At 33.9% G+C, this 25,209-nt stretch carries 18 protein-coding genes; 15 read left to right on the top strand and 3 right to left on the bottom strand.

Annotation, left to right across the window (positions count from 1 at the left end):
• Positions 1 to 19: 19 nt before the first annotated feature.
• Complete coding sequence (locus tag H2650_RS09135) at positions 20 to 7,063, top strand: hypothetical protein (RefSeq protein ID WP_188050499.1); 7,044 nt, start codon at positions 20 to 22, stop codon at positions 7,061 to 7,063.
• Between the two features lie 268 nt (positions 7,064 to 7,331).
• Here H2650_RS09135 and H2650_RS09130 read toward each other — a convergent pair whose 3' ends face one another.
• On the bottom strand, positions 7,332 to 8,375 hold the full coding sequence (locus H2650_RS09130) for an NAD(P)-dependent alcohol dehydrogenase (protein ID WP_188050498.1): 1,044 nt from the start codon (positions 8,373 to 8,375) through the stop codon (positions 7,332 to 7,334).
• 217 nt (positions 8,376 to 8,592) lie between these two features.
• Here H2650_RS09130 and H2650_RS09125 point away from each other — a divergent pair, with 217 nt between their 5' ends.
• Positions 8,593 to 9,027, top strand: coding sequence for a DUF6526 family protein (locus tag H2650_RS09125; protein WP_188050497.1), 435 nt, complete (start codon positions 8,593 to 8,595; stop codon positions 9,025 to 9,027).
• A gap of 78 nt (positions 9,028 to 9,105) precedes the next feature.
• Positions 9,106 to 9,675, top strand: a complete 570-nt coding sequence (locus tag H2650_RS09120; RefSeq protein WP_188050496.1) for a pentapeptide repeat-containing protein — start codon at positions 9,106 to 9,108, stop codon at positions 9,673 to 9,675.
• A 33-nt stretch (positions 9,676 to 9,708) separates the two neighbouring features.
• On the opposite strand, the gene H2650_RS09115 is transcribed toward H2650_RS09120, so the two are convergent.
• Entirely contained in the window at positions 9,709 to 10,302 is a 594-nt protein-coding gene (locus tag H2650_RS09115) for a tRNA-(ms[2]io[6]A)-hydroxylase (RefSeq protein ID WP_188050495.1), read from the bottom strand.
• Between the two features lie 114 nt (positions 10,303 to 10,416).
• On the bottom strand, positions 10,417 to 11,691 hold the full coding sequence (glyA, locus tag H2650_RS09110; protein WP_188050494.1) for a serine hydroxymethyltransferase: 1,275 nt from the start codon (positions 11,689 to 11,691) through the stop codon (positions 10,417 to 10,419).
• 107 nt (positions 11,692 to 11,798) lie between these two features.
• Here glyA and fahA point away from each other — a divergent pair, with 107 nt between their 5' ends.
• The 12 genes from fahA to H2650_RS09050 all read left to right on the top strand — a co-directional run bounded on the left by fahA (position 11,799) and on the right by H2650_RS09050 (position 25,122).
• Positions 11,799 to 13,082 (top strand): fumarylacetoacetase, encoded by a 1,284-nt coding sequence (fahA, locus tag H2650_RS09105; protein ID WP_188050493.1) that lies wholly within the window; start codon positions 11,799 to 11,801, stop codon positions 13,080 to 13,082.
• A 433-nt stretch (positions 13,083 to 13,515) separates the two neighbouring features.
• The gene (locus H2650_RS09100; RefSeq protein WP_188050492.1) at positions 13,516 to 14,703 is read left to right on the top strand and encodes a hypothetical protein; all 1,188 of its coding nucleotides are present in this window, start codon (positions 13,516 to 13,518) and stop codon (positions 14,701 to 14,703) included.
• A gap of 469 nt (positions 14,704 to 15,172) precedes the next feature.
• Positions 15,173 to 15,790, top strand: a complete 618-nt coding sequence (locus tag H2650_RS09095; RefSeq protein ID WP_188050491.1) for a GNAT family N-acetyltransferase — start codon at positions 15,173 to 15,175, stop codon at positions 15,788 to 15,790.
• Positions 15,791 to 15,900: 110 nt separating this feature from the next.
• Positions 15,901 to 17,094 (top strand): argininosuccinate synthase, encoded by a 1,194-nt coding sequence (locus tag H2650_RS09090; protein WP_188050490.1) that lies wholly within the window; start codon positions 15,901 to 15,903, stop codon positions 17,092 to 17,094.
• Between the two features lie 31 nt (positions 17,095 to 17,125).
• Entirely contained in the window at positions 17,126 to 17,530 is a 405-nt protein-coding gene (locus tag H2650_RS09085; protein WP_188050489.1) for a hypothetical protein, read from the top strand.
• Between the two features lie 42 nt (positions 17,531 to 17,572).
• A complete protein-coding gene (gene argC, locus H2650_RS09080; RefSeq protein ID WP_188050488.1) occupies positions 17,573 to 18,550 on the top strand; it encodes an N-acetyl-gamma-glutamyl-phosphate reductase in 978 nt (325 codons plus the stop codon).
• 145 nt (positions 18,551 to 18,695) lie between these two features.
• Positions 18,696 to 19,832: an aspartate aminotransferase family protein gene (locus tag H2650_RS09075; protein ID WP_188050487.1), complete on the top strand. Its 1,137-nt coding sequence runs from the start codon at positions 18,696 to 18,698 to the stop codon at positions 19,830 to 19,832.
• A 160-nt stretch (positions 19,833 to 19,992) separates the two neighbouring features.
• A complete protein-coding gene (locus tag H2650_RS09070) occupies positions 19,993 to 20,973 on the top strand; it encodes an N-acetylornithine carbamoyltransferase (RefSeq protein ID WP_188050486.1) in 981 nt (326 codons plus the stop codon).
• Between the two features lie 11 nt (positions 20,974 to 20,984).
• Complete coding sequence (gene argB, locus H2650_RS09065; RefSeq protein ID WP_188050485.1) at positions 20,985 to 21,830, top strand: acetylglutamate kinase; 846 nt, start codon at positions 20,985 to 20,987, stop codon at positions 21,828 to 21,830.
• Between the two features lie 52 nt (positions 21,831 to 21,882).
• Complete coding sequence (locus H2650_RS09060; RefSeq protein WP_188050484.1) at positions 21,883 to 22,953, top strand: M20 family metallo-hydrolase; 1,071 nt, start codon at positions 21,883 to 21,885, stop codon at positions 22,951 to 22,953.
• Positions 22,954 to 23,162: 209 nt separating this feature from the next.
• Positions 23,163 to 24,443, top strand: a complete 1,281-nt coding sequence (argH, locus tag H2650_RS09055) for an argininosuccinate lyase (RefSeq protein ID WP_188050483.1) — start codon at positions 23,163 to 23,165, stop codon at positions 24,441 to 24,443.
• A gap of 106 nt (positions 24,444 to 24,549) precedes the next feature.
• The gene (locus H2650_RS09050) at positions 24,550 to 25,122 is read left to right on the top strand and encodes a hypothetical protein (RefSeq protein WP_188050482.1); all 573 of its coding nucleotides are present in this window, start codon (positions 24,550 to 24,552) and stop codon (positions 25,120 to 25,122) included.
• The last annotated feature ends 87 nt before the right edge of the window (positions 25,123 to 25,209 follow it).

The following is a 25,209-nucleotide window of genomic DNA, read 5'->3' as shown; positions in this document are numbered from 1 at the left end:
AATTTAAACTCATAACATCATGTTTAAAAAACTACTTTCAAATATAATTCTCATTTTAAGCTTATTTATTGGTACGATAAGTACTAATATAAATGCTCAGCAAACCGTTTTTACGGAAAACTTCAATACTCCCGGAACTCCTCAAAATCCAAATTTTACTACAACTGGACCGATTGGAACTTCTCTTTGGACTGTCACTCGAAGTGGTAACGACTTCGGTGCAAAAATCGACCAAGGTTTTTTAACACTGACCAACGACGTTGGCGGCACAGGAAACGTTAGAGGATGGGTACTAGCAAGCACCTCCACATCTAATTTCTTAACAACTTACAATCCTATACTCAGCCAAAATCCAGGTATTGTATCTTGGACTTTTAATATGCGTCAAATCCGAACAAATCCAGCGGGATTAACAGACAATCTTTACGGAGTAGGATATATTTTGGCTGGTACGGAAGGCTCGACGAATAAAGCCGGTAAAGGTTACGCCATTATGCTTGGACAATCTGGTAATAAAGATGCAATACGATTTGTGACATATAATAATGGTATACAAACCTATTATACAAAACTTAGTTCTTCCTCATCAGGCTTAGCGGACTTTGGAACAGAATATACTAGTATTCGTGTGGAGTATAATCCACTTAATAATGAGTGGTCTTTGTATTTGAGAAAAGATAACACTTCGTCCTTTAATGATCCTAAAAGCGGAACTCTAGTTTATCAAGGAAAGATAGCAAACACTGAGTTTGTTAATGAGCCACTTACCATGACAGGAGCGTATTGGAATGCGGCTACTGGTAACAAACAGACTGCGTTTTTTGATAACGTTTCGGTAAGTGTAGTAACACCCGAAATAATTTCAATTAATCCCGATTCAAAAATTGCTAATTCTGGCGCATTTACTTTAACGGTCGATGGAAAAGGATTTACTACTGCAAGTAAGGTGTACTGGAATGGATCATTAAGGACTACTACTTATATTTCAGCAACACAAATATCGGCTTCAATTCTGGCAACTGATCTTCCTGCGCCTGAAATTGTGCCAATAACCGTTAGAAATGGATCGTTTATATCTAATGCTGTAGATTTTGAAATCGAATCTTCAGGAGTTCCAGTATTGACATTATCTAAAAACAACTTGCCCTTGATTTCTACTGTTCAAGGCACTGCATCTGCGGCTACCGATACTTATACCATAAGTGGAATTAATTTAACTTCAGACGCAACTGTAACTGCACCAGCAAATTTTGAAATTTCTCGTGATGGAACGACTTATGTGAATTCTTTGATATTGACAAAAAATGGAGGAGGTTTGACAGGCGGAACAATAACTTTGCGCGCTCGACTAAAATCAACTGCTCCAGCAGGAAATTATACAGGAAATATTACGCACACTACCGCAGGCGCTCTGACAACAAAAGTAGTTGGTCTAACAGGTCGTGTTTTAGCCATAGAACCAACTGCAAATGCTACGCTTCCTACTTTTACCAATATAACTTCAACCGGTTTTAGATTAGGTTGGACGAATTCGGGAAATGGTGATCAAAGAATAGTACTTATTAGACCTTTAACTGCTGTTGATGGAATTCCGGTCGATGCTACAACTTATAATGCGAATGCTTCTTTTGCAACAGGATCTCTAATTGGAACGGATAACTATGTTGTGCACAAAGGCAGTGGTAACTTCGTTCAAATTACAGGTTTGGAACCAAATAAACAATATTATATTTCTATCATAGAATTTAACGGTATTCCCGGAACTGAAAATTATCGTACTTCAGGTTTAATTGGATCCGCTACTACTTTAAACAGTCCAGCAGGTTTACAAATTAAATTGCCAAATACTTCCTATAAAATCGACTTCGACAATACCGTTGATGGTGTAAATTTAGATACTTTTCAAGGTAGTGGAATTTCAAAAATTGCAGAACCAGGACAACTAGATTCAGATTCTTGGGCTTTTACAGGATTTTCTGGCGGAACAATAAATTTTGGTGGCGAAAGTTTAGAAGATAGTAGTTATGAGAATGGCACTTCTGATGGAGATGAAGTTGATACAGGGATTTATGCTTTTAATGTAGGTACAGCGGTAGATCAGAATTATACTTTAGGCATTCAACCTGGTGGCACTGGAACTTCTGCCGATTTTAATCCTGGATCTATTACTTTAAGAATTCAGAATCAAACTGGCGTTGCAGCTACAAGTTTTAATATTGGCTATAAAGTATATGTATATAATGATCAAGCCGCATCTACTAAAATTGAATTTAGTTATCTACCAGCGGCTTCTGCTAATGGATCTGGAACATATACTTTTATAAATGCTGTAGATGTAACTTCACCAGCTACAGCAGATTTAGCACCAGGATGGAAAGCGTATTATAGAGTTGCAACAGTTTTACCTACAACTGCTATTGCGAATAATGCTTATTTTTATATCAGATGGACAGGATCAATAGTTTCAGGAAGTGGAGCTCAAGATGAATTTGCAATCGATGATATTGAAGTAATTGCAAATCCCGTGGCACCGAACACAGTTTCCTTCGATGGAATTGCTGAAGATTTCGTTTTACAAGGAAATGCAAGTTTATCAAATGATTTATCAGTTCAAAATAGACTTGTTTTCAATGGTGGTAAATTAGCAATAAAAGATAAAATGCTAACTATTGCTGGAAGTGTAATCAACTTTACTGCAAATGGTCTAACAGGAGGAGCAACTAGTAAATTAGTGGTTAGAGGAATTCAAAACCCAACATTAAGCTTTGATCAAACAACTCTTGGAACTACAAATATTTTTGACTCTTTCAGTTTAATTGGAGCAAATCCAAATACCGTTAAGGTTGCCAATGCTTTTTCAGTAAACCAACTTCTAAAAGTAGATGCTTTACAAACTTTAGATTTAGGATCCATACCATTAGGAGGAACATTAACTTCTATTCAAAACAATGGAATAATCCAAACACAAAATACTACTGCAACTCCTTTTACCTCAGGTAAAAATTGGGGAGGTACTGGTATTCTGAATATGAATGCAGCTTCTACCGCTCAAACTTTAGTTGCTGGAACATATAACAATTTAACTTTATCATCAACTGGCGGAACTACTGCAGCAGCTGATGTTACTGTAAACGGAATTTTAAATTTACCATCTCCAAATGCTAGCTCAACAAAGGGAAGTTTGTCAATGGCGACATATACTTTACTTATGGGACCTGATGGAACTAACACTGGAATTGGTGATGTGACGGGGATTATTAAAAGAAATTCATTCACGATAAATAAATTATACACTTTTGGTCATCCAAATTCTTCAATTACTTTCCCTCCAGCAGGAACACTTCCGACTTCTATGAGTGCTAAATTGACAATTGGTGTTGCACCAACTTGGAGAGTAGGAACAGTTTTACGTCAGTTTGATATTATTCAAACAGGTGCGGTTGACACAAAAGCAATTATTCGTCAGCATTATTTAGATACGGAATTAAATAGCAATGTTGAATCTAAATTGACTTTCTGGGCTCATACGATTTCACCTTCGAATACATTTGATCAAGGTCGATCAAACAATAATACGACTGATAATTGGGTGGAAATTTCAAATGCCAACATTGGATTGTATTTCAAAAACACTTTCGATCAAGTATATATTACCTTGGATGAAGGAGCAGTTTCCGATTTAACTTGGAATGGATCAACAAGTGATTCTTGGATAACTGCTGAGAATTGGACTCCACAAGGAGTTCCATCATCAACTACGAAAGTATTAATTCCAAATGTATCAACTGGATCTAATCGATATCCTATAATCGATGCTAATTCAAGCGTAAAGACAATTACGATTGATACAGGAGCAGTTGTAAATACACCGGTTAATTCAGTGCTAACTGTTTATGATGGAGCTGGAGCTTGGCAAAATAACGGAACTTTTAATCCTGGAAATGGAACAGTAATTTTCAATAATCTTGATGCTACAATTTCAGGAAACACAACTTTCAATAATCTAACAATTTCAACTGGAGCTGGTCTTCGTGCTTTGGACGGGAATTATATGAGCGTTGCGGGTACATTGACTAATAATGGAATAATGTTTACGACGTTAATTCCTAATACGATAGAATTTAAAGGAACAAATCAAATAATCCCTGCACCTGGAGGAGAAGCATTTGGTGGCTACCATCATTTAATAGTTTCAGGTACGGGAGCTACAACATTTGCACCGGCAATATCAACATTAAATGTAAGAGGAAATCTGACTCTAAATCAAGCTGTGCCTTTCACAGGAATAACTGTAAATTTGGCTGGTATTTCTGATCAAACAATTGGTGGAACGGCTGCAATTAATTTTAATAATTTAACGGTGAACAAAGAAACCGGAGCAGTTATTCTTGCAAAAGATATTGCAGTTGTCGGAACACTGACACTTACAAAAGGAAATATAGCTATCGGTGACAAAAATTTAACGCTTGGAAGCAATCCAGTAGCGGGAACTTTTGGAACCAATACAATGATTGTCGCTGATGGGACTGGTTTAGTTCGCAGACCTTTCGCCGGAATTGGAAGTTATTTTTTCCCAATCGGAGAATTAACAGGTGCTCCAAGTTATGCACCAATTACTGTAAATGTAACTGCAGGAACATTCTCTAATGCCTTTGTAGGAGTAAATGTAAGAGACATTAAACATCCAAATAACAATAGTTCTCAGAATTATTTAAAAAAATATTGGAACGTTTTTCAAACAGGAATTACAGGAGTTGTTGCAACAATCACTGGAAAATATGATACTTTAGATCTTCTTGGAGCACAAACAGAAATTGCTGCTGCACAATTAAACGGAACCTTTAATTTAACCACAAATCCTTGGATTAAGTTTGGTGCATTGTCTAGTAATACTTTGGTAGCAACAAATGCTACATTAACCAGCGGTCAAAATTCTGTATTCACAGGTTTAAAAGCAGGTGATTTTAATGTTGAAGTTAATGGATACGGTGATTTTTGTATTGGTTCAACGCAAACAATGGAAGCAGTAACTTCTGGTGGAGATGCTTCTTATACGTATGTCTGGACGCCAAATTTAACAAATGCAGCAGTCGTTACAGTTCCAACTTCAACTGTTGGAACAATAAATTATACGCTTAAGGTTATAGATGCCAACGGATTTGTCGCAATTGACAATAATAGTCCAGTTACGATTTTTCCAGCGTCTGCTGGAGGTACTATTGCTACTCCCACACAAAATATTTGCGTTGGAAATACACCTTCAGATATAGTATTGAACGGTAGCGTAGGCTCTGTTTTGTACTGGCAAAAGTCAACTTTTGCAGACTTTGCAACTTTTGAAAACCTTTCCATATTCACTACCACTTTAAGTGGAACAGATATTGGACCTTTAACAGAACCGACCTATTTTAGAGCAGCAATTAAAAGTGGTAATTGTGGAGAAGTGTTTTCTGATAGTGCTGTAATTACATTTGCAAGTACTACTTGGGATGGTACTGCTTGGACCAATTCGTCACCCACTCCAACTACGACTGCGATCTTTGCTGCAAATTACACTGCAACAGCAAGTATTAAAGCTTGTAGTATCGTTGTAAATAATAATGCTGTAGTTACAATACCAGCAGGCTTTGATGTAATTATTAATGGTGCAATAACAGTTGCTAGTGGAGCAAGTCTAACATTTGAAAGTAATACGAATTTAATACAGTTAACAGATGCAGTAAATTCTGGAGCTATTAGTGTAAATAGAAATAGTTCGCCTTTGTACCGATTGGATTACACCATGTGGGGTTCACCAGTAACAGGATCACAAACCTTAAAGCAGTTTTCCCCTGCAACATTTTCGAATCGTTTCTATAAATATAATTTTTCACTAAACCTTTTTGAACCAATAAATGCTGAAGGAACTGTTTTTACGCCAGCGCAGGGGTACTTAATTAGAATGCCTGATAATCACATTTCGTTTGGCGGATCAAACCTAGCACAAACTTGGACGGGAACATTTACCGGAGTGCCTAATAATGGACCAATAAATGTAGCTTTAGATGCACCATACCAAGGATTCAATATGCTTGCAAACCCATACCCTTCTATGATTGATGCTGATAAATTCCTGTTTGATAATTCAGCGGAAATTGATGGTACATTGTACTTCTGGCGAAGACGTAATGCAGTTCCTGATGCAAGTGCCTATTATGCTACTTACACAAAAGCAGGTGGGACAGGAACAGCCGGATCAGCATCCGCTCCTACTCAAATCCCAAAGGGTTTTATTCAAGTGGGTCAAGGATTTCTTGTTAGGAAAATTGCTGGAGGTTCTGGAAACGTTACGTTCAATAATGAAATGAGAACTAAAGAAAACACAGACAATCAGTTTTTCAGAACTACAAATAAAGATAAAAGAAGTCGAATTTGGTTGAATGTTACCAATGCAATTGGAGAATTCGGTCAAACTCTGATAGCTTACATGCCGTCAGCAGATAATGGTGTTGATCGTAGTGATGGAAAATATATCAATGATGGGGCTACAGCACTTACTTCATGGCTTGACAATTCTGATTATATTATTCAGGGACGTGCTTCATTTACGGATTCAGATGTAGTTCCTTTAAACTTCAAGACGGCTACTACCGGAAGTTACACAATTGCAATCGATCACGTTGATGGACTGTTTACAGGAAATCAGGATATTTTCTTGCGAGACAATTTGACAAGTGTTACACACAACTTAAAAACTTCTGCATATACATTTGCAACACAAGCTGGTAGTTTTAATTCTCGATTTGAAATAATATACACTAATACTACTTTGTCCACTGAAAATCCACTTTTTGATTCAAATAGCATAGTGCTTTATAAACAAGAAAATAGATTAATTATTAATTCAGGAAAAGTCGTTATTGATCATGTTGAAGTGTTTGATATAAGCGGAAAGTTGCTAATTGCAAGAAAAAAAATTAACAGTAACAAAGTTTCCATAAATGTCGGAGAAACTAATCAAATTTTAATAGTAAAAATAACATCTACAGATGGAGTTACAGTAAATATAAAAACAATAAATTAAAGTTTAATAATATTGTAAAAATCGCCTTAACGGGCGATTTTTTTGTTTACAACAAGAATCAATGATCAACTTAATATACAAATAACTAAATTATCCTGATAATCAAATTATTTTCATAACGAAATCAGCAAATCGAGCTATTGTCAAAATGCAAAATGAGTCTGGAATTAAAGCAAAAAAAATATTTAAAATCAATCTATAATAAAAAGCAAAACGCTGCAGTAATCTGCAGCGTTTTTTATGTTTATGTTCTACGAATTTGATTTTGCTACAAACTTGCCATGTCAATTACAAAACGATATCTTACATCTCCTTTCATCATTCGATCATACGCTTCGTGAACATTTTTGATATCTATCATTTCAATATCAGAAACGATATTATGTTCTGCACAGTAATCCAGCATTTCTTGTGTCTCTGGTAATCCACCAATTAATGAGCCTGCTAAACTTTTTCTACCTCCAATAAGGCTAAAAGCGTGGATTTGGTAGGGTGTTGGAGGCGCTCCTACACAAATATGAACTCCATTAACACCCAACAAAGAAAGGTATAAATTCAAATCATGTGGTGCAGAAACAGTATCTAAAATAAAATCAAAATAACCAGTTACACTTTTTAAGTGCTCTTCGTCTTTAGTTACTATAAATTTATGAGCTCCTAATTTTTTAGCGTCAGCTTCTTTTTCAGGAGAAGTACTTAAAACCGTAACTTCCGCTCCAAATGAAACTCCAAATTTTACGGCCATATGTCCTAAACCACCTAATCCTAAAACAGCTAGTTTATGCCCTTTACCCACTTTCCAGTGTCTTAATGGCGAATAAGTTGTTATTCCTGCACAAAGCAATGGTGCTACTGCCGCAAAATTTAATTTGTCGGATACATGAAGTACAAAATCTTCATGCACTACAATTGTATTAGAATAACCACCATAAGTAGGCGTTTTACCATCTTGACCTAAAGCATTATAAGTTCCTGTGCTTCCATTAGAACAAAACTGCTCTAAGCCTTCTTTACAATTATCACAGGTTCTACAAGAATCTACCAGACAGCCCGTTCCGGCAAGATCACCAACTTTAAACTTTTTGACATGAGTTCCTACTTTCACTACTTTACCTACAATCTCATGACCGGGAACCATAGGGTAAATAGCGCCACCCCAATCGTCCTTTATTTGGTGTAAATCACTATGGCAAACACCACAAAACTGTATGTCAAATTGTACATCGTGAGGTCCTACTTCTCTTCTTTCAAAATTCCAAGGGGCTAAATCTGTTTTTGCATCCTGAACTGCATATCCTTTCGTTGGTATCATAATTTTTAATTTTTACTAAAATTATGGAATTATTAGTTTTATACAGAATAGCAATTCATAATATTTACATAATTTAATTTCAGTTACTTTTTTAGAAATGAATAAATAATTATGATTAGAAAAAACGAAATGCAATTCTTCAGCTTTATTAAAACTAATATAGATTGGCTAATTTGCATTTAATTGTTTTTAAGTATCTTTAAAAAAATAAAAAACTATGAAAAACCAGTCTTATAAAAATCACATTCGCTTTTATCCACCGCATCATTTTGTTTATTATCCTATTATAATGGCTTTTCTTGCCTTTAGCATTTACTTTGCATTCACAACTCCTGATGTATTATTATGGTCGTTTATCAGTGCTATTTTCATAGTGCTATTTTGTCTGGCTTTCATGCTGAGACAACATTATGCCTTAACACTACAAAACCGAATCGTACGTCTCGAATTGAGATACCGATATCTTGCCACAACTGGAAATAGATTTGAGGCTTTTGAAGATCAATTAGATGATTCACAATTATTTGGCTTGCGTTTTGCACCAGATGAAGAGCTTGCAGCACTAACTCAAAGAGCAGTCACCGAAAATTTATCCGGAGATACCATCAAAAAATCAATTAAGAATTGGAAAGGCGATTACGAAAGAGTATAATATTACAGAAGATTACCACTGTTTAATTTGAACAGCAATTTAGAATTTGTTTCTTTGCTAGGAATTGAAAAATACAAAATGCCAGAATATTTTTTAGATATTGAATACAACGAAATTACTTATTCTGAAGAGCAAGTTAATTTTAAAGAATTTGAATGCTGTACTTTTACAAATTGTAATTTCTCACAATGTATCTTTGTCGCGGTAACTTTTATAGATTGTACTTTTAATAATTGTATTTTTAGCGAAGCCAAAATTAATTATGTAGCCTTTAGAACCGTAGTTTTTAATAATTGCGAAATTAAAGAGGTGAATTTTGCAATGTGCGATAAACTAATTTTCGAAATCGCCTTTAATAACTGTATTCTGGATTTTTCTAAATTTTATACTTTAAAAATAAAAAGAACTTCCTTTACAAATTGCAGTCTAGTCGCTGTAGATTTTATGAATACGGATTTAACTGAAGTTGTTTTTGATAGTTGTGATTTGTACCGCTCAGAATTTTCAAAAGCAATCGCTAACAAAGCCAATTTTCAAACGAGTTACAACTACACGATTGATCCTACCAAAACAAAAATTAAGAAAGCTCTGTTTTCTTTAGAAGGAGTCAAAGGATTGCTTTATAAACATGATATTACAGTTCAATAATTATAACAATTATAATTATTGAACTGTAAAATATTATCCATGAATGGTTTCGCTTTTACCATAATTTGCAATCACCGAAGCTTCAAATTCAATCCACTCACGCCATCTTTTTTCTACGTCAATTCCGGTTCCGTATTTTCTTGCATAGGTAATAAAAGTAGTGTAATGTCCTGCTTCACTTTCCATTAAATCCCTATAAAAAACAGACAATTCTTCGTCTTGTATGTTTTCAGAAAGTACTTTAAAGCGCTCACAACTTCTAGCTTCAATCATAGCGGAGAACAGTAATCGTTCTACTAAACTAGAAACGCGGCTCCCATTACCATTCTTTTTCATGTACAAATACAATTCGTTTACATAATCGTCTTTGCGTTCACGACCTAATTTAAGTCCACGTTTGATAATAATATTATGAACTTGTTCAAAATGGTCAATTTCTTCTTTGGCTAAAGCCAAAAGATCCTGAACTAAATCCTGATGTTCTGAATTATTCGTAATAATTGTAATCGCATTAGTAGCGGCTTTTTGCTCGCACCAAGCGTGATCGGTCAATATTTCTTCAATATTTTTTTCTACTATATTTACCCATCTAGGATCCGTTGGCAATTTTAATCTTAGTACAGACATAGTTTTAATCTTAAATTTATAAAGTAATAAAGTCGAAAATCAAACTCAAAAAAGAACAGATTAATGTCTTTTTCAGGTTATTGACTTTCGACTTTAAAAATTTTGAACTATTTGTTAATATACAAAAATAGCTCTTTCGCTCATCATTTCGTTTACTTCATTAGCAACTGCTTCGATAACATCTTCATTGGTAGGGTCTACTAAAACTCTGTCGATTAAGTCAACAATAGTTTCCATATCTGCTTCTACAAGACCACGAGTAGTAATTGCTGCAGTACCAACACGAATTCCTGAAGTTACAAATGGAGATTTGTCATCAAATGGAACCATATTTTTATTTACTGTGATTTCTGCTTTTACCAATGCATTTTCAGCTTCTTTTCCAGAAATATTTTTGTTTCTTAAATCAATCAACATCATGTGATTGTCCGTTCCTCCAGAAATAATTTCGTATCCTCTTTTTACAAAAGCGTCTGCCATAGCATTTGCATTTTTTTGTAATTGTAAAGCATAGGTAAAAAACTCATCTTTTAATGCTTCACCAAAAGCAACTGCTTTTGCAGCAATGATGTGCATTAATGGTCCACCTTGATTTCCTGGGAAAACAGCAAGATCCAATAATGAAGACATCATTCTTATTTCTCCTTTTGGAGTTGTTAAACCAAATGGGTTTGGAAAATCTTGCCCCATTAAGATCAAACCACCACGAGGTCCACGTAAGGTTTTGTGTGTTGTTGTTGTTACAATATGACAATGAGGCAAAGGATCGTTCATCAAACCTTTGGCAATAAGTCCTGCAGGATGAGAAATATCAGCTAATAAAATAGCACCTACACTATCAGCGATTACTCTAAAACGCTCAAAATCCATATCGCGTGAGTAAGCCGAAGCTCCTGCGATGATTAATTTTGGTTGTTCTCTAGTCGCTATTTCTTGAATTTTATCGTAGTTTAATAATCCCGTTTCTTTATCTACACCATAAAAAGAAGGCGTGTATAAACGTCCAGAAAAATTTACTGGAGAACCGTGAGTTAAGTGACCACCATGAGATAAGTCAAAACCTAAGATTTTGTCTCCTGGTTTAATACAAGCATGGTAAACTGCTGTATTGGCTTGAGATCCCGAGTGTGGTTGTACATTTGCATAAGCAGCTCCAAATAATTCTTTGGCTCTATCAATTGCAATTTGTTCTACTACATCAACTACTTCACAACCTCCATAATACCTTTTTCCGGGATATCCTTCGGCATATTTGTTAGTTAATACAGAACCAGCTGCTTCCATTACTTCGTCACTTACAAAGTTCTCCGAAGCGATTAGTTCTAATCCGTGAATTTGTCTTTCTTGTTCTTCAAGAATAAGGTCAAAAATTTGTTCGTCGCGTTGCATTTTTTTGATTTTCGTTAATTTGATGCAAAAATACAAAAAAACGTTTGGTTAATAGTTAGATTATAATATATTTGATGAGTAATTTTCAACAAAATAATTAACAGAATATGCCAATAATAGCCAACGATATAAATAGAAAATCATGGATTGAAGTTCGTCCAGAGAGTGATTTCCCTATTCAAAATATACCTTTCGGTGTTTTTCTTACAAAAGAAAATGTAGTAACCGTAGGAACACGAATTGGAGATTTCGCTATTGATTTAGGAGCCTTACAACAATTAAACTATTTTGAAGGTATCGAACTTACTGATGATATGTTCATGCAAGATACTTTGAATGATTTTATTTCTGATGGTCAAAAAACATGGCGTTTGGTTCGTAACCGAATTGCAGAGATTTTTGACATTGAGAATCCAAAGTTGCAAGACAACGCAAAAGATAGAGAAATCATCATTTTCAATATGGAAGATGTAGAGATGCAATTGCCTGTACTTATTGGTGATTACACTGACTTTTACTCTAGTAAAGAGCATGCTACTAACGTGGGGAAAATGTTTCGTGACCCAGAAAATGCACTTTTGCCTAACTGGCTTCACATTCCTGTAGGATATCATGGTAGAAGTTCTACAATTGTTCCTTCAGGTATTCCGGTACACAGACCAATGGGACAAACTTTACCAAATGGTGAAACGACTCCGGTTTTTGGACCCTCTCGTTTGGTTGATTTTGAGTTGGAAACGGCCTTTATCACTACAGATGTAAATATAATGGGCGAAAATATCTTGGTAACTGAAGCCGAAGAATATATTTTTGGAATGGTTTTGCTAAATGACTGGAGCGCCCGCGATATTCAGAAATGGGAATATGTACCATTAGGTCCATTTTTAGCTAAAAATTTCGCCTCCTCAATTTCCCCTTGGATTGTAACTATGGATGCTTTAGAACCTTTTAAAACCAAAGGTCCTAAGCAAGAACCAACACCACTTCCCTATTTGCAACAAAAAGGAAAACATTCTTTTGACATTCATTTAGAAGTAGCGATTCAGCCTGAGAAATCAGAACCAACTGTTATTTCGCGTTCTAATTTTAAATATATGTATTGGACTATGAGTCAGCAATTAGCACACCATACCTCTAACGGTTGTCGTGTAAACTCTGGTGATATGATGGGTTCCGGAACTATATCTGGACCGACTCCTGATAGTTATGGTTCGATGTTGGAACTCACTTGGGGCGGAAAAAATCCAATTAAATTAAATGATGGAACAGAGCGCAAATTCATTAATGATAACGATACAGTTATTATGAAAGGATATTCTCAAAACGAAAACGTTAGAATCGGATTCGGTGAAGTTTCTAGTAAATTATTACCACCTTTCGTAAGAAAATAAATTATAGCCTTCCTAAAAAAACTCCATTAGCTTTTGCTTTTGGAGTTTTTTTTGTGCTAAAAATCAATTTTAGATTTATTGCTATAAAATTATTTTGATAACACTATTTCATACTAATAAGTTAATTTAGTGCGGTACTTTAAATTAAAAACGGGTATTGTATTCCTGTTTTAGCCCAGATAGTAATGAAAATCTTTATGCAGGAGAAGGTTCGTTTTATAGGCCTAAAAGAGCGACTAAAAGAAGCTCCTTTTAGGACTAATAAAACTAACTGATACCAATAAAATTGTAATGGAGAGCTGGAATATGCTTTTAAAGAAATAAATAAGTCAGCTTTAAATAAAGCAATAAAATAAAAACTCTAATAATTTTCCTATTTTTGGATACTCAAAAAGAGGTCCTTATTATCGAGACTTACTAAAATGTATTATTTATGAAAAAAATTACGCTCCTACTTTCCTTAATTATCCTTGCTACAGGATGTGGAGTAAAGCAAACTCAAAATTTATTAGGTTCTGGAAATTATGATGAAGCCATTGATAATGCGGTATCTAGTTTGAGAACTAATAAAGATAAAAAAGGGAAACAAGATTATGTTTATTTATTGGAAGAGGCATTTGCAAAAGCAAAAGAGCGCGATTTAAACACGGTAAACTTACTCGTAAAAGAGGCTAATCCTGCACAATTAGAAAGGATTTATACTACTTATTTGCAACTTAACCAACGTCAGGAAAAAATAAAACCAGTACTCCCTTTGAAATTATTGAGAGAAGGTCGAAATGCCATTTTTCCTTTTGAAAATTATAATAATCAAATTATTGATAGTAAAAATGCTTTGTCTGTTTACTTGTATAACAATGCAAAAAAGCTAATGACTACTACTGATAAAATGAATTTTAGAAAAGCGTATGATGACTTGGATTATTTAAACAAAATAAATCCAAATTATAAAAATGTATTGCAATTGCTAGACGAAGCTTTGTTTAAGGGTTCTGATTATATATCTGTTTACACTAAAAACGAGACAAATATGGTTATTCCTAATCGTCTTCAAAATGATTTATTAGATTTTAGCACGTTAGGGTTAAATGACAAATGGACCGTTTATCATAGTACAAAGCAAAAAGGAATTAATTATGATTATGGTTTACTTATTAATTTTAGAGAAATTTATATTTCACCAGAGCAAATTAAAGAGAAGGAATTTACAAAAGAGCGCATCATCAAAGACGGTCTAAAAAAACTAATTGATGCCAACGGAAAAGAAGTAGTAGATGATAAAGGAAAAGTAGTTATGGTTGATAATCTGCGAACTGTAACGGCAAGTATTTATGAATACAGACAATTTAAATCCTGCCAAATTACAGCTAAAATTGATTATATAAACCTTAAAAGCAACCAATTATTGAAAACGTTTCCGATAACAAGTGAATATGTTTTCGAAAATATTTACGCTACTTACAAAGGAGATCGACGAGCATCTGATGATAATTATTACTCTTATTTTGATAAAAAACAAGTGTCTTTTCCTAGCAGCGAGCAAATGATTTATGATACAGGCGAAGATTTGAAAGCTAAAATTAAAGGCATTGTAACTCAAAATAGGTTTAGAAATCAATAAATATATATATTCAAATTAAAGCTAACTCCTTGACAATAAAATGTCAAGGATTTTTTTTTTGAAATAAAAAGTAACAATATCTTATTTTTTTGTTACAAAAGATAATTGTAGACTCGTATTTCAAAAAATTATGTACTTTTGCCGCGATGAATAACAACAATATAAATATAACTCCTATCTCACGGACAAACAGACCTACGGCTTCACCCGAAGTACGGACACTATAACTATAGTTTCCAGCAGTAATCTGTAATATTTTTATTCATTTTTCATTTTTTCGTTTTGAAATCAACCTTATTTTGTATTGGAGTATTAGCTCTGATAACTACTTGTAATTTATTGGCTTTATGCTGTAATTTAATGTATTGCTCTCTGATCAATATTTTCTTTATAGCACTAAATTCTTGTGAAAGTTTATTTCAAAAAACAAATCCTAGTATATTTTTTAACTACAAATTCAACTCTTGAAATGAACATTTCTATCCTTGTAACTGATGAAAATCACTATAAATATTCGCAAGAAATATGCGATACTATTGAATTATCTGCCTTACTGAGAGGTACTGGAATTGCTAAAAGAACGCCAGAATACATCCAGAAAAAGATGGAAAGCAGCGATGCGGTCATTGCATTAGTTGATGGCGAATTTGCTGGTTTTTGCTATATCGAAAGTTGGGAACACGGAAAATTTGTAGCACATTCAGGATTAATTGTTCATCCTGATTTTAGAAACTTAGGCTTGGCAAAAAAAATTAAATCATTTGTATTTGATTACTCCTTGAAAAAATATCCCGAAGCCAAGGTTTTTGGTATCACAACAGGTTTAGCAGTCATGAAAATCAATTCGGAATTGGGTTATAAACCGGTACCATTCTCTGAATTAACTACTGATCCAAGTTTTTGGAAAGGATGCCAAACTTGCACCAATTATGAAATTTTAAAAAGTAAAGACAACAAAATGTGTTTGTGTACTGGAATGCTTTACGACCCAAAAGAAAAACCTAAAAACCCACCAAAACATCCGTTTAATGTCCGGATATGGAATCGTTTAAAAAAAATAAAGCAAGCCTTGTTCTTAGAGGATTAATTCCCTCTAAAAAACAAAAAAATTCAAAAATTTAAATAAAAAATAATACTCTTTAGACAAACGAACACCGATTTTAAATCAAATGTATTAGAGAGAAAAAAAATGAAATCATGAAAAAAGTTGTATTAGCCTATAGCGGAGGATTAGATACCTCCTATTGTTTAAAATATCTAAAAAATGAAAAAGGATACGAAGTTCATACTGTACTTATAAATACAGGAGGATTTGATGAGGAGGAACTGGCCGCAATCGAAGAAAGAGCTTACGATTTAGGAAGTGCACAACACGTTAACTTGACTATTGTTGATAAATACTATGACAAGGCCATTAAGTATTTGATTTATGGAAACGTATTAAAAAACAACACTTATCCATTATCGGTAAGTGCAGAACGCGTTTTTCAAGCTATTGAAGCCATTAAATATGCTAAATCTGTTGGTGCAAGCGCTATAGCTCACGGAAGTACTGGGGCGGGAAACGATCAAATCCGTTTTGATTTAATTTTTCAAACCATTGCTCCCGAAATTGAAATCATCACTCCTATTAGAGATTTAAAATTATCGAGACAAGAAGAAGTTGACTATTTAGCAAAAAATGGGGTTCATTATTCTTGGGAAAAAGCACAATATTCAATTAATAAAGGGCTTTGGGGAACTAGTGTTGGCGGAAAAGAAACGTTAACTTCGTCAAAACCATTACCGAGCGAAGCTTATCCGTCGCAATTACAAAAAGAAGGAGAAGAAAAAGTAACTTTAGAATTCCTAAAAGGAGAATTAGTTGCTATAAATGGTAAAAAAGACAAACCTTCTAATAATATTGTAGCTCTAGAAAAACTAGCAAATGCTTATGCAATTGGTAGAGACATTCACGTAGGTGATACTATTATCGGAATAAAAGGAAGAGTTGGTTTTGAAGCTGCTGCTCCTTTAATTATTATCAAAGCACACCATTTATTGGAGAAACACACTCTCGGAAAATGGCAACAATATTGGAAAGAACAATTAGGAAACTGGTACGGAATGTTATTTCATGAAGGCCAGTTTTTGGATCCTGTAATGAGAAATATTGAAACTTTCCTTGAAGACACTCAGAAAACAGTAAATGGAACGGTAACTGTTTCCTTGAAACCGTACCACTTTTCATTAGATGGAATTGAATCCGAAAATGATTTAATGAATACTAATTTCGGTCAATACGGTGAAATGAATAATGCTTGGACATCTGATGATGCAAAAGGATTTATTAAGATTTTAGGAAATGCCCAAAACATATTTTCGTCTGTGAATAATGAAAACTATAATTAATTAACTTTTGTGACAATTTAAATTTAAAACTATGAAAATTAAATTAGCTTTTTTAATCCCTTTATTTCTTATTTTTTTAGGATGTAGTAGTGATGACAAACTTGAAAAAGAGACATTAAAAAATATTACTTATGAAGTTATATTATTTGAATATACTCCTGATACTGGTAATAATACATCTAGGTTTCGCTATCAAATAAAGTTTAATAATCCTAATAATGTTGCAGTAAGAGGAAATTATAAAATAACATATGATGCTGATGGACTTATTTTAACTCCCATCAGAAAAGTACCCAACGACGATCCTTACGATAAAATTGAAGCAAACTCCTTTTATATTGCTAGTTATGATGTTGAAAGTGCTCTTAATCCAACTTTAGGAACATTAAAGTCAATAAAATTTGTATCCGCTGAATTCGTTCTTGCGATTGATTAAAAATTAAAAGATTTCTTGTGAAATCTTAAAAAACACAAAAATATGATTAATATCGGAATAATTGGAGGTTCAGGTTATACAGCAGGAGAGTTAATTCGAATTCTGATGTTTCACCCGAATGCCAAATTAGATTTTGTTTACAGCACAACAAACGCAGGAAAACCACTTTCGGTAGCACATCATGATTTGTTGGGCGATATCGAAATGGATTTTACCGATACCGTGAATCCAAATGTTAATGTGCTATTCTTATGTTTAGGCCATGGTAAATCGAAATCCTTTTTAGAACAAAACCAATTGGCAAGCCATACTAAAATCATCGATTTAGGAAATGATTTTCGTTTGCTAAAAGATAAAGAGTTTAATGGAAAATCATTTGTTTACGGATTACCTGAATTGAATAAATCTGATATTAAAAACGCTCAGTTTATTGCTAATCCAGGTTGTTTTGCAACTGCCATTCAATTAGCGCTATTGCCTTTGGCAGAAGCCAAATTATTGCATAATGATGTGCATATTAATGCTACAACAGGAAGCACAGGAGCTGGAGTTTCTCCTTCAGAAACGACACATTTTAGTTGGAGATCCAATAATATGTCGCATTATAAAGCTTTTGATCACCAACATTTGAAAGAAATAAATCAAACTGTCAATCAATTACAATCAGAATATAAAGACGAATTGATTTTCGTTCCTAACAGAGGAGATTTTGCTAGAGGAATTTTTGCCACTTTATACACTACAGTAGAAGAAAGCTTAGAAGGTATAGTAGCAAAATATGAAGCTTTTTATAAAGACCAACCTTTTGTAACGGTAACGACTACTGGGATTAATATGAAACAAGTAGTACAAACCAATAAATGTATTATTAGCTTAATGAAAAAAGGGAACCGCTTACTGATTACTTCCATTATTGATAATTTAGTAAAAGGAGCCTCAGGACAAGCGATACAAAACATGAATTTAATGTTTGGTTTAGCGGAAAGTACCGGATTGCATTTGAAACCATCAGGGTTTTAATCACCTAATCCCCAAAGGAGTAACTGAACATAATTATTGATAAAAAATTAAAAATTAAATCATAGATATTAATTTATTTTAAAAGCAACACCCCCCGTTGTTATCTATTCCCCCTCCTTCGGAGGGGGTTAGGGGGAGGAACAATATGAACTTATTTGACGTTTACCCATTATACAACATTACTCCTGTAAAAGCACAGGATTGTACCATAACAGACGAAAACGGAATTGATTATTTAGATTTATACGGCGGTCATGGCGTAATTTCTATTGGTCATACCCAACCCCATTATGTTGCTAAGTTGAAAAATCAATTGGATAAAATTGGTTTTTATTCTAATGCCATTCAGAATCCTTTACAAGTAGAATTAGCTAGAAAACTAGGGAAATTATCAGGATTAGAGGACTACACCTTATTCTTATGTAGTTCTGGAGCCGAGGCCAATGAAAATGCATTAAAATTAGCTTCTTTTCACAATAATAAATCCCGTGTAATTGCTTTTGATAACTCCTTTCATGGAAGAACTTCAGCAGCAGTTGCAGTTACCGATAACAAAAAAATTGTCGCACCTATAAACGCGCAGCAAGTGGTTACGTTTTTACCCTTGAATGCTATTGAATTAGTAGAAGCCGAACTAAAAAAAGGAGATGTTTCTTCTGTAATTATCGAAGGAATTCAAGGCGTTGGAGGTTTAGACCAAGGAACAACGGAGTTTTTTCAAGGCTTAGAAAAAATATGTGCTACTTACGACGTTGTTCTGATTTTAGATGAAGTACAATCGGGATATGGCAGAAGTGGAAAGTTTTTTGCTCATCAACATCACAATATTAAAGCAGATATTATTTGCATAGCGAAAGGAATGGGAAATGGATTTCCTATTGGAGGCATCTTGATTGCTCCAAAATTCAAAGCAAGCTATGGACTTTTAGGAACCACTTTTGGCGGAAACCACTTGGCTTGTGCTGCTGCAATAGCAGTGTTGGATGTGATTGAAAGCGAGAAATTAATGGATAACGTAAATGCTATTTATGCCTACTTTTTAGAAGCAATCAAACAAGTTCCAGAAGTAATCCAGGTAAAAGGACGAGGATTAATGTTGGGTGTAGCGTTTAATTTTGACGTAAGTGGGCTTCGTAAAAAAATGATTACTGACAAACATATTTTTACAGGAAATGCTAACAATAAAAACTTATTAAGAATCCTTCCACCATTGACAATCAACAAGGAAGATATCGATACTTTTATCATCGCTTTAAAAGAATCTTTAATAGAAGTTAATTAAAAATCTAAATGAAATTGAGTATTTAAACATAAAATAAAGACATTATTTCTACTAAAAAAATTAAAATACATTTTAAAAATCAAATCTAAAAATCGACTCACAGATTTAATCGAGGTAGGTTTTATTTAAATTAAGATTACTCCAATTAAACTTTTAAATCATGAACTACACTACAATACAAAATATCGATTCACTCAGCAAATGGGTAAAACAAGCGTTAAAAATCAAGAAAAAACCATTAAAAAACAAAAAGTTAGGCAAAGACAAAACCTTAGGAATGTTATTTTTTAATTCGAGTTTAAGAACCCGTTTAAGCACTCAAAAGGCAGCGCTAAATCTAGGAATGAATGTAATGGTAATGAATTTCACAAACGAAGGTTGGACACTTGAGTTTGAAGATGGTGCTGTAATGAATTCAGGTGCATCAGAACACATTAAAGAAGCTGCCGAAGTAGTTTCTCAATATTGCGATATTATTGCTGTTAGAGCATTTGCAGGATTGATAGACAAAGAAAAAGACAATGCCGAAACCGTATTATCTGGTTTTATAAAACACGCTACTGTTCCCATCATAAATATGGAAAGTGCCACTGCACATCCTTTACAAGCCTTGGCAGATGCTATTACTATGGCAGAGTACAAAACAAAACACAAGCCAAAAGTAGTGCTTTCTTGGGCGCCTCACCCTAAAGCGTTACCACAAGCTGTAGCTAATTCTTTTCTGGAAATGATGCAGTTACAGGACGCGGATTTTATTTTGACACATCCAGAAGGTTACGAACTAAACCCTGACATCACAAAAGGAGTTACTGTAGAATACGATCAGAACAAAGCCTTTGAAAATGCTGATTTTATTTATGCCAAAAACTGGAGTAGTTATAAGGACTACGGACAAGTCACTAATTCCGATACCAGTTGGACCATTACTGCCGAGAAAATGAAACGCACCAATAATGCAAAATTCATGCACTGTTTACCAGTAAGAAGAAATGTAATTGTAACTGATGAGGTTCTGGATAGCGAGAATTCAATTGTCATCGAACAAGCCAATAATAGAACATTTGCAGCACAATTAGTGCTACAAAAAATATTAGAAACCCATCTAGATCCTAAGAAGGCAACAAAAAAGTCTAAAAAATAAAGAATCAAAGAATGAATTTATCATCTAAAGAATCAAAAGGTCAGCAATTGCCTCTCTCCACTTCACCAAACTCTTCTTTTTTAGACGAGCTAAGTATTGTAAAAATTGGAGGAAACATTATTGATAATCCAGTAGAATTAGCTGTTTTTTTAGTAGCATTTTCAAAAATTAAAGGACCAAAAATACTGGTTCATGGCGGTGGAAAATCAGCAACAAAAATGGCTGAAAATCTTGGATTAAAGCCAAAGATGATTGATGGCAGACGTATCACAGACGCGCCGATGCTTGATGTTGCTGTGATGGTTTATTCAGGACAGATAAATAAAAACATTGTTGCACAACTGCAAGCGAACAACTGTAATGCGATGGGTTTCTCCGGTGCAGACGGTAATCTAATTCAATCTGAAAAAAGAAATGATCCAACTATTGATTATGGTTTTGTTGGGGATATAAAATCGGTAAATAGAACGCTTTTAACCAATTTTCTAAACAACACAATTGTTCCTGTATTTTGCGCGATAACGCACGACGGAAAAGGACAATTATTAAATACCAACGCAGATACCATTGCAAGCGAATTAGCTATTGCATTATCAAAAACATTCAACGTGACTCTAAATTATTGTTTTGAAAAACCTGGCGTTTTATTGGATGCTGATGATGACAAATCCCTAATTATAAGTATCAATGAAGAACTGTATTCTAAACTAAAAGAAGAAAAAGCAATACATTCTGGCATGATTCCCAAATTAGAAAACTGTTTCAATAGCTTAAAAAAAGGAGTCACTTATATAAAAATTGGTCATCACAGTATGTTACAAAATACTGATTGTGCTGGAACAACAATTAAGCTATAAAAGACGAAAAGCATATTTTAAAAATAGCGTCATCGCAACTAAACCGTAAACTATGAAAACTATAGAAAACCTAACACAACAAGCGATTACACTATTAAAAAAAATGATAGAAACGCCTTCTTTTTCTAGCGAAGAAGATAAAACAGCGCTTTTAATCGAAAATTGGTTTACACAAAACGAAATCCCTTTTAAAAGAGAAAATAATAATGTTTGGGCTTTCAATAAACATTTTGACGAAACTAAGCCCACGCTATTACTGAATTCGCATCACGATACCGTAAAACCAAATCAAGGCTATACGAACGATCCTTTTCAAGCTTTTGTACAAGACGGTAAATTATTTGGTCTCGGAAGTAATGATGCAGGCGGTTGTTTAGTTTCCTTGCTCGCTACTTTTGTGTATTTCTACGCTACTGAAAACTTGCCCTATAATTGTGTCATCGTAGCTTCTGCAGAAGAAGAAAGCAGTGGTAAAAACGGGTTGAATAACGTCTTGAAACATTTACCAAAATTAGATTGTGCCATTGTGGGGGAACCAACTTTAATGCAATTGGCCATCGCCGAAAAAGGCTTACTCGTTCTTGATGTCGTTATAAAAGGCACAGCAAGTCACGCTGCACACCATAATCCTGACAATCCAATTTATAATGCAGTTCCAGTTATAGAATGGTTTAACAGTTATAAATTCGATAAAATATCCGAAATTTTAGGTCCTGTAAAAATGACTGTAACTCAAATAAACGCCGGAAAACAGCATAATGTTGTTCCATCACAATGCGATTTAGTGGTCGATATTAGAGTAAATGATTGTTACACTAACACCGAAATTTTAGAAACAGTCAGAAATCACATCTCAGCCGAAGTAAATCCTCGTTCCATGCACTTAAATGCTTCTTCTATTCCTACAAATCATGGTCTAGTAAAAGCCGGAATAGCCTTGGGAAGAACAACTTATGGCTCTCCTACCCTTTCAGATCAGTCGGTTTTGACTTGTCAATCCTTAAAACTAGGTCCTGGAGAAACGTTGCGGTCGCACTCAGCAAATGAATTTATTTACCTCAATGAAATTGAAGAAGGAATTCAATTGTACATTAAAATACTAAGCGATTTCTTTCAACAATAATTTTTTCTGGAGCTATTTCCTGCTATCCGCTACAATCTTTTTTTCGGTAAAAACCTCAAAAAAGGATTTTCACTGCTATCAGGGCTAGGTTTTAGTCAAAAGATAACTTTTTTAGTTTCTAAAATCGTTAAAATATCAAATTAATAAAATAATAAATTGCTTCAAACTACTTTTAAGTAAATAGTAGTTGAATCGAAAATAATAACATTATGAAACTTTGGGAAAAAGGAATACCAACAGATAAGCAAATCGAACAATTCACAGTTGGAAACGATAGAGAATTAGATTTGGTTTTAGCTAAATACGACGCATTAGGCTCTATCGCACATGCAAAAATGTTAGGAGAAATTGGTCTGCTAACACAAGCGGAAACAGTTTCTTTAGTGGTGGCTTTAGAAGCAATTATCAAAGACATTGAAAACGGAAACTTTGTAATTGAAGATAGTTTTGAAGACGTACATTCAAAAATCGAATATCTATTGACACTAAAACTAGGCGATGCTGGCAAAAAAATTCATACCGCACGCTCTAGAAATGATCAAGTTTTAGTAGATGTAAACTTATATCTAAAAGACGTTATTATAGAGCTAAAAGTGCAAGTAAAACAACTATTCGACTTGTTAATGCAATCCGCAGAAAAATATCAAAATATATTATTGCCCGGTTATACACATTTGCAAATTGCTATGCCATCGTCATTCGGAATGTGGTTTTCTGCTTATGCTGAAACATTAATTGATGATATTACAATGCTAAACGCAGCATTAAAAATCGTAGACCAAAATCCATTAGGATCTGCTGCGGGTTACGGAAGCTCCTTCCCTATTAATAGAACGTTTACAACTCAGGAATTAGGTTTTGAAACCTTAAAATACAATTCGGTTGCAGCACAAATGAGCCGTGGAAAATCAGAAAAAACAGTTGCTTTTGCTATGAGCAGCGTGGCTGCAACCTTGTCAAAATTAGCAATGGATGTGTGTTTGTACATGAGCCAAAATTTTGATTTTATCAGTTTACCAGCACATCTAACCACAGGTTCTAGCATCATGCCACACAAGAAAAATCCAGATGTATTTGAGCTCATTCGTGGCAAATGCAACAAAATTCAAGCCTTGCCTTATGAAATAACTTTAATCACAAATAACCTACCAAGTGGCTATCACAGAGATTTACAATTGCTAAAAGAAGGATTATTTCCAGCGATTCAAAATTTGAAAGCTTGTCTAGACATTGCTCTATTTTCGATAAAAGATATCAAAGTAAAAGAGCATATCCTAGAAGATAAAAAATACGATTATTTGTTCACCGTAGATTCTTTAAACGAGATGGTTGTAGCCGGAATACCTTTTAGAGATGCCTATAAAGGTGTTGCAGAACAACTCGAAAACGGCACTTATACTTCACCAAAGCAAACCAGACATACTCATGAAGGTAGTATTAACAATTTGTGTTTAAATGAGATTAAAGAAAAAATGAAAGCCAGCTTTTAATTAAAAATATAGGTAATGTAATACTTCACAATTGTCAGAAAAATATTTCTTAATAATCATTAATATTACACATAATTTTCTTACGTTTGCAAAAAAAATAAAAAACATGAAATTACATTACAAAATTATTTTATTCCTAAGCTTATCATTAGCATTAAACAGTTGTTCAAAAGATGATTCTTCGGCTGATGAAGTTCAAAAAGACAATTCAACCTTAAAAACATTTAAAGACGTTAAATTCTCTTTAGATTTTACTGAAGGTTTTGATGCAGGAAGATATTTTTCGACAGAATTAGGTAAATCTTATAAAAAGTCACAAATTGATGCAACTATTTTACCAAAAATAGATGTTGTTTTTTATAGCGGAAGTTTTTCTTTTAACTATTTTGTGAGCCCAAGTAATGTAGAATACGGAATAAAAAATGGGGCTACCACACTTTACATTAATTACCAAAGAGAGCAACTTACTTTAGAACAATTTAATAAATTAGAAAAAGGTTCGGATCTTGATGCAATCAAAGTCGATGCTGATGATAACAAATCATTTCCTGATAGCTATGTTCCAAATGTTGTGTTGTTCAAAAATGCAGCTGGAAAAAAAGGAGCTATTTACATAAAATCAGTACAAAGAGTTGGGTATGATCCAAAAATTGTTGTGGATATAAAAATTCAGAAATAAAATAAATAATTATTTTAAAACTGGAAAAAACCAATATTTCGCTTGTGAAATATTGGTTTTTTTATGCCTAATAATTACCTAAACTCA

This window comes from Flavobacterium sp. GP15, from assembly GCF_014281985.1.
In the GTDB taxonomy this organism is placed as follows: Bacteria; Bacteroidota; Bacteroidia; order Flavobacteriales; family Flavobacteriaceae; genus Flavobacterium; species Flavobacterium pygoscelis.
Note: the sequence above shows the minus strand (reverse complement) of the source record. Positions and strands in the feature narration are given on the sequence as shown.